The 5,531-nt window shown below is 34.4% G+C and carries 5 protein-coding genes; 3 read left to right on the top strand and 2 right to left on the bottom strand.

Annotated elements, in window-relative coordinates; translation table 11 throughout:
* The first annotated feature begins 125 nt into the window (after positions 1 to 125).
* Entirely contained in the window at positions 126 to 281 is a 156-nt protein-coding gene (locus HCUR_RS10180; protein ID WP_104206839.1) for a transposase, read from the top strand.
* 574 nt (positions 282 to 855) lie between these two features.
* Positions 856 to 1,005: a hypothetical protein gene (locus HCUR_RS08535; protein WP_165780722.1), complete on the top strand. Its 150-nt coding sequence runs from the start codon at positions 856 to 858 to the stop codon at positions 1,003 to 1,005.
* A gap of 441 nt (positions 1,006 to 1,446) precedes the next feature.
* Here HCUR_RS08535 and recA read toward each other — a convergent pair whose 3' ends face one another.
* Positions 1,447 to 2,520, bottom strand: coding sequence for a recombinase RecA (recA, locus tag HCUR_RS03605; protein ID WP_104206785.1), 1,074 nt, complete (start codon positions 2,518 to 2,520; stop codon positions 1,447 to 1,449).
* 1,728 nt (positions 2,521 to 4,248) lie between these two features.
* Here recA and HCUR_RS03600 point away from each other — a divergent pair.
* The gene (locus tag HCUR_RS03600) at positions 4,249 to 4,551 is read left to right on the top strand and encodes a hypothetical protein (protein WP_104206784.1); all 303 of its coding nucleotides are present in this window, start codon (positions 4,249 to 4,251) and stop codon (positions 4,549 to 4,551) included.
* Positions 4,552 to 5,191: 640 nt separating this feature from the next.
* Here HCUR_RS03600 and HCUR_RS03595 read toward each other — a convergent pair.
* Positions 5,192 to 5,531, bottom strand: a 340-nt coding sequence (locus HCUR_RS03595) for a transposase family protein (RefSeq protein WP_165780721.1), incomplete at its 5' end; no start/stop codon positions are given.

Here is a 5,531-nt window from a genome sequence, read left to right as displayed (position 1 = left end):
ACGCAAAACAGGATTGGGGTTCCAAAAGTAGAACACATGGCATAGGCGCTTTAATGGGCTCTACTTTAGGGGCCATTGGATTGCTTACGGGTTCTGTAGAGGTGTTGACTTATTGAGTAGAGGAAATAGTACTCACCAACATCCTAGAAAACCGTGATAGTGTTCTGGATAATTCTGCTTTTCATAAAGATAAAGTTAAGCAGAAAATGATTAAGGATGCTGGTCATACTTTACTTTACCTGCCGCTTTATTCGCCTGACCTTAATCCCATTGAGGAATAATGGGCTCACGCTAAACAGATGCGATGTTTTCTATACATTGTTCAATTGACGCGCTATTTTATGTAACTATTCTATACTTAGTTGGATATATATCGGTGCTTTTCTTCCTTTCTTACCCAGAGGAAAAAATTTTTATCGCTAAATCTTAGCTTCTTGGATGCTACTGCGGCATATCCTTTGCTTATTCAAAACTCAGCCCTAATATCTTTCGATCTAATATTTTCATTATCTTTGACAAATTAATTCTATCTGTGAATAATTCAGTCTACATTTACACTCTAGACGTTCTCTAGCATAATTTTTTTTCTTTCTTATATCAATTATGTCATCTATTTACTGTATTTCTGTGTATCTCAAAAACTTCTCATGGTTTCTGTTGGATTTTTTCTTTGCTCAAGTAATTTAAATTTGCTTTTTTTCTTAAATCGTTATTATACAGGTTTGTGGACATGTTTTTTTATCCTACCATGGTTGCGTACCTCATTTAAGGTAATCTATTACCACAGTATAGGCTAAAGTGGAAAGAAAAAATTGAAAAAAAAGATCAGTACGTTCTCATCAAATTTTATCTTATGTGCGTAAAAAAGAATTTTTTTCTTCATTAATGGGGCAAAAAATGATTTTAAAAGGTGTGCTTTTAGCGAGCAAGTTTGGCATTAGCACAGAATTTATACATCTCTCAAACAGATGGGCTGAACCGCTGCGTTTTAAAGGGGTTATTTAAAGTGCTAGAAAAAGAAAAATTGATTTAAATTTCGTAACAGGATGAAGATTGGACAGAACACGCATCAAAGTGCACCCCAATGGGGGGAACCAATCATCTGGTATAAGTTCATCGTTTGTCGAAAGATTGGGAAGACTAATTAGGGGGATTATACCCTAAGATATTTTGAAAAGATGGGGCTTTAATACTATTTTTCTTCTTCAATTAAGGTGCTTGAGTCCAAAAGATTTCTGTAAAATGATCTATAAACGGGATAATAAAATCTCTAACTTTTGTACAAAGCATCTTATTGTATTTTCCCGCGCTTTAAAAAACTTAGTGTCATATTTTTAACTTCTATATAGAGTGTTTTTATCATGGAAGTGTTTGCAGTGTGTTAACGAGACCTAGAATTTGTTAATTTTTTCTTAAGTACTTTCTGCTTTACTCTATTCTATCTTTTTATGAAGAATCTTCCTCCTTAAATACATCTGATTTTTCTTCTTCTGAAGAGCCTGGAGAAGGCCAATCAAAAAAGTCTGTTTTAGGACGCACCGCAGCACGGATTGCCCGCTCTAATTCGATCATTTTTTCTGGATTCTTGAGAAGGTAGGCTTCTGCCACCTCTTTTCCCTGGCCTAATTTTTCCGATTGATAAGAGTACCAAGATCCAGATTTAGAAATGAGCTCTAGCCGTACGCCAAAATCAATCAACTCAGAAACTTTAGAAATACCTTGTCCATAGAGAATATCAAAGATCACTTCTCGAAAAGGGGGCGCAAGCTTGTTCTTGACAACCTTCACTTTTACTTGATTACCCCTAATTTCTTCATTGCCTTTTCCTTTTATGGACGCAACGCGCCGAATATCCAGACGAATAGACGCGTAAAATTTTAGTGCATTGCCCCCCGTAGTGGTTTCTGGATTACCATAAACTACACCAATTTTTTGGCGAACTTGATTGATAAAAATTACTACAATATTTGAACGGGAGATAGACGATGTGAGTTTTCGAAGTGCTTGACTCATTAAGCGCGCTTGGAGTCCCATATGAGAATCTCCCATCTCTCCTTCAAGTTCTGCTTTAGGCACCAAAGCAGCTACACTATCAAGAACTAATACTTTAATGGCTCCAGATCGAACAAAATAATCTGCAATTTCTAAAGCCTGCTCACCAGTGTCTGGTTGAGAAATATACAAGTGTTCGGGCTGAATGCCAAGTCTTCGTGCGTATTGTTTATCAAAGGCATGCTCCACATCAATAAATGCACAAATTCCTCCTTGCTTCTGCGCCTCTGCAATAACATGCATAGAGAGAGTAGTTTTTCCAGAACTTTCTGGTCCGTAAATTTCAACAATGCGCCCCAGCGGTAATCCTCCGATACCCAACGCTAAGTCTAAGCCTAAAGATCCGGTAGAGACAACCTCTACTTGTTCTGCAGCTTCTTGTTCAAGGCATAGCACCGAGCCTTTACCAAAAGCTTTTTCAATTTGGGCAATGGCATTTTGTAACGCGTAGGTGGTTTGAGTAGTCATGAATGATTTCCTAATGCACGGACAGAAGTTTTACATTCTAGCATAGTTTCATAGAGGATTCTAGGAAAATTACTTCTCAGCCCAGAACCTACGCATTACAAATAGGGGGTTTAAGAAAATACAATTTATTTCTTATGACGCTTTTAAATGGATGGATCAGGTTTTCTTAACATTAATTCAGATTATTTAAAGACTATTTTTTAGATATATCCATATTTTTTCACGTATTATATTTTCTAATACAGTATTTATTTTCAATTAATAAATACCTTTCAGTAACGTTCATTCTCAATTTTCTCATGAATCATAGTAATCGCTTTCATAGTAAACTATAGTAAATCATATAGTATTAAGTGCAGAAAAGAAGCAGATTATCGCCTCATATCATTGAAAGAATTTTATCATTTTATCCTTAATTTATCGTTTTATATTAGCCCAGAATGTCGCTATAAGATTGAGATCGGATGAATAAGGGGATAAAAATATTAGTATTCAGTCAACAAATTGGATGTGCGCTTTTGTCTTTTTTGATTGATGGAATGAAGCATGATCTACAATTAAAGCAAATTTTAGCGCTTTGATGCAACGCTGTGCTCCTTAATAATTAAAACGATCCGTAATCCATAGTCCCTATTAACACTTATGGGGACTATGGATTGATTATTCCAGCTATACTATGAGTTCTTTTGTACTATGCACAACGCTTTTTAGTAACCAGTATCGCGCTTCTCTCGTCAAACCCCTCTCTTTACAAAGAGTTTTTGCAATCCCACTTTCATTAACCGATACAAGGGTTTCAGGGGATATTTTTTTTATTACTTCTACGTACCTATCTTGTTTTCTTGATTTGCTTTCACCCTAACCGTTTGCACTAGTATCTCGCATCACGAACATGCATACCAAATTTACCAGCAATATTCATCTGCTTTGGCATTCGGATAGCGCTTTATATATTAAATAAAAGACTCTCTCTACGCGTGGGCTTGCTCTCATACGTAATTTTGTTAGGGAATGTTCTTGGCTTTTGTAACCTACATGCCATCTGTTTATTATTATTTTGTTTGTATTAAAAATTGTAGATACTTTTTATTAAATATTGCTTGCTTTGATATAGTTTTTGACTTTTTGAAATTTACGCTGTATAGACTCGTTAAACTATTAAATACTTTTGATAATTTAATGTGTCAATTTCTATGTTTTAATTTAATCACTATTATTATAATTTTTTTATAAAAAGTTAATATTAATTTAAAATTTTGTACTATATAGAAATAAAATATTAAATTAATTCACACACTATGCAAAAAATATACACGGTTTTATTAACGTTTTGAATATTTGGATCCAAAAATACTTTTTCTGTAAAAAGGGAGGTTCAGGATATTAAAAAACCTTAAAAAATAACAGAAAAAATAAAAAAATCTTATATTCTTTTTCATCACACTAAACTTGTGAACACTTTAGTTCAGTGCATGAAGATCATTATGATTCTCCATAGCTTAAAAAAAATCATCTATCCTTAGCACATCATCTGAAGACCTTATCTTTGCATCATTTTGTGTCAAAATGACTTCATCAGCGAACTAATAAGTATGAATTGATGTGCGACGAGGTATTAGAAATTAAGGACTTAATTACTGATTTTACGCCTTTTGTATTATGTACTCGAGCATTTGATAGCTTTTTGAGACTCCGTTCTAGAGATAAAAAAGCAGTTTTAGTCGACGCATGGCAAAAAGTTTCCCAAGTAATCAAACAGTTCCAGGAAAAAGATACTCATCAAAAAAGCACTTTTTATGGAAAAATCTATATTTAATTTATTTTAATTATCTTGTAATTCAAAAAGGTAGACCTATCAAAACACTACAAAGACAGCATATTGAGCGTACTATATCGTTTGATGAAGTAGCTACCCAAGAAAAACATATGGTAGAAGAGTTGCCGCATATGAATAGATTAGCTCAACTTGAAAGCTTAGAAAAGTGTTTTTACGATATTTTTACAGTAGCACGATTCACAAGATTAGAGTAAAAGCTTATCCTTGTAGCGTGTCAAAGGAAAACTTCTAATAGCTATTGGGAGTAAAAGTTTTTAGTCTTTATACTGTTCAGTTGACACGCTATATCACAAGGAATCGAAATTTATTTCACGAAACTTTGCAACGGAACTTCTGTGCGCACCAAATAGACAGAAGGCATTCTCCACCAAATCCCAAATATCCCAAGCATCACTATCAATCCGAATCCCTTTATAATAGTATTTTTTTTCACGTATTGCTATCTGGCGCGAATTTTGTTGGTGCTAGTGTATCGAGAATGTAGGGTAAAGGTCAAGATAACTTTGCTATACTCATTCGATTAATTAATGTTTTAGATCGTAAAGCTGAAGCGCAAGTGCTAATTTTAGGTCATTTTGCATAAAACTTATAGAGATATCTCCATAAAAAAAGTGAAAATGGCGTTAAGATACAGCATAATCAGAATAGCTTGATGATAATGAACAAAACGCATTAACCTTGAATTTCACCGGGACCCATTCCATAGATTTGCACCGAAAAATTTTAAAAATAGGAGATATCACAACACTCAGTGTGATAAAGACTAACAAGGGATTTAGAGTAGGTTTTGCGAGCATCATGTGCTGATCCAAGAATAGACCTCTTCGGAAACTCTTATTGTTCTAATTCCATGGTATAGACCCCTGCAATGAGCGTGAATCTCAGCCCAAATCTGTTACGCCTGTTTCTGTATGTATCAGAGATGATCTTGAAGCGTTTGAGTATCCCAATACCATTTTCATTTATTACCCGCTCACTGGAAAGCTCTCTATTTTTCCTTTTTTTTTCTTGCATTAGCGGATTTTTCTTACCCTTCTTTTTTGGAATGTCAGTTCTACTATGGAGTGTTTTCAAGCCTTGATATCCTGTCTCCGTAATACCCTTAATTTTAGGATGAATATGAGTTTTTGATTCCTTAAAACCCCTGAAATCATGACGCTTGCCCTTTGAAAAA

The organism is Holospora curviuscula, from assembly GCF_002930195.1.
GTDB classification, from domain to species: Bacteria; Pseudomonadota; Alphaproteobacteria; order Holosporales; family Holosporaceae; genus Holospora; species Holospora curviuscula.
Note: the sequence above shows the minus strand (reverse complement) of the source record. Positions and strands in the feature narration are given on the sequence as shown.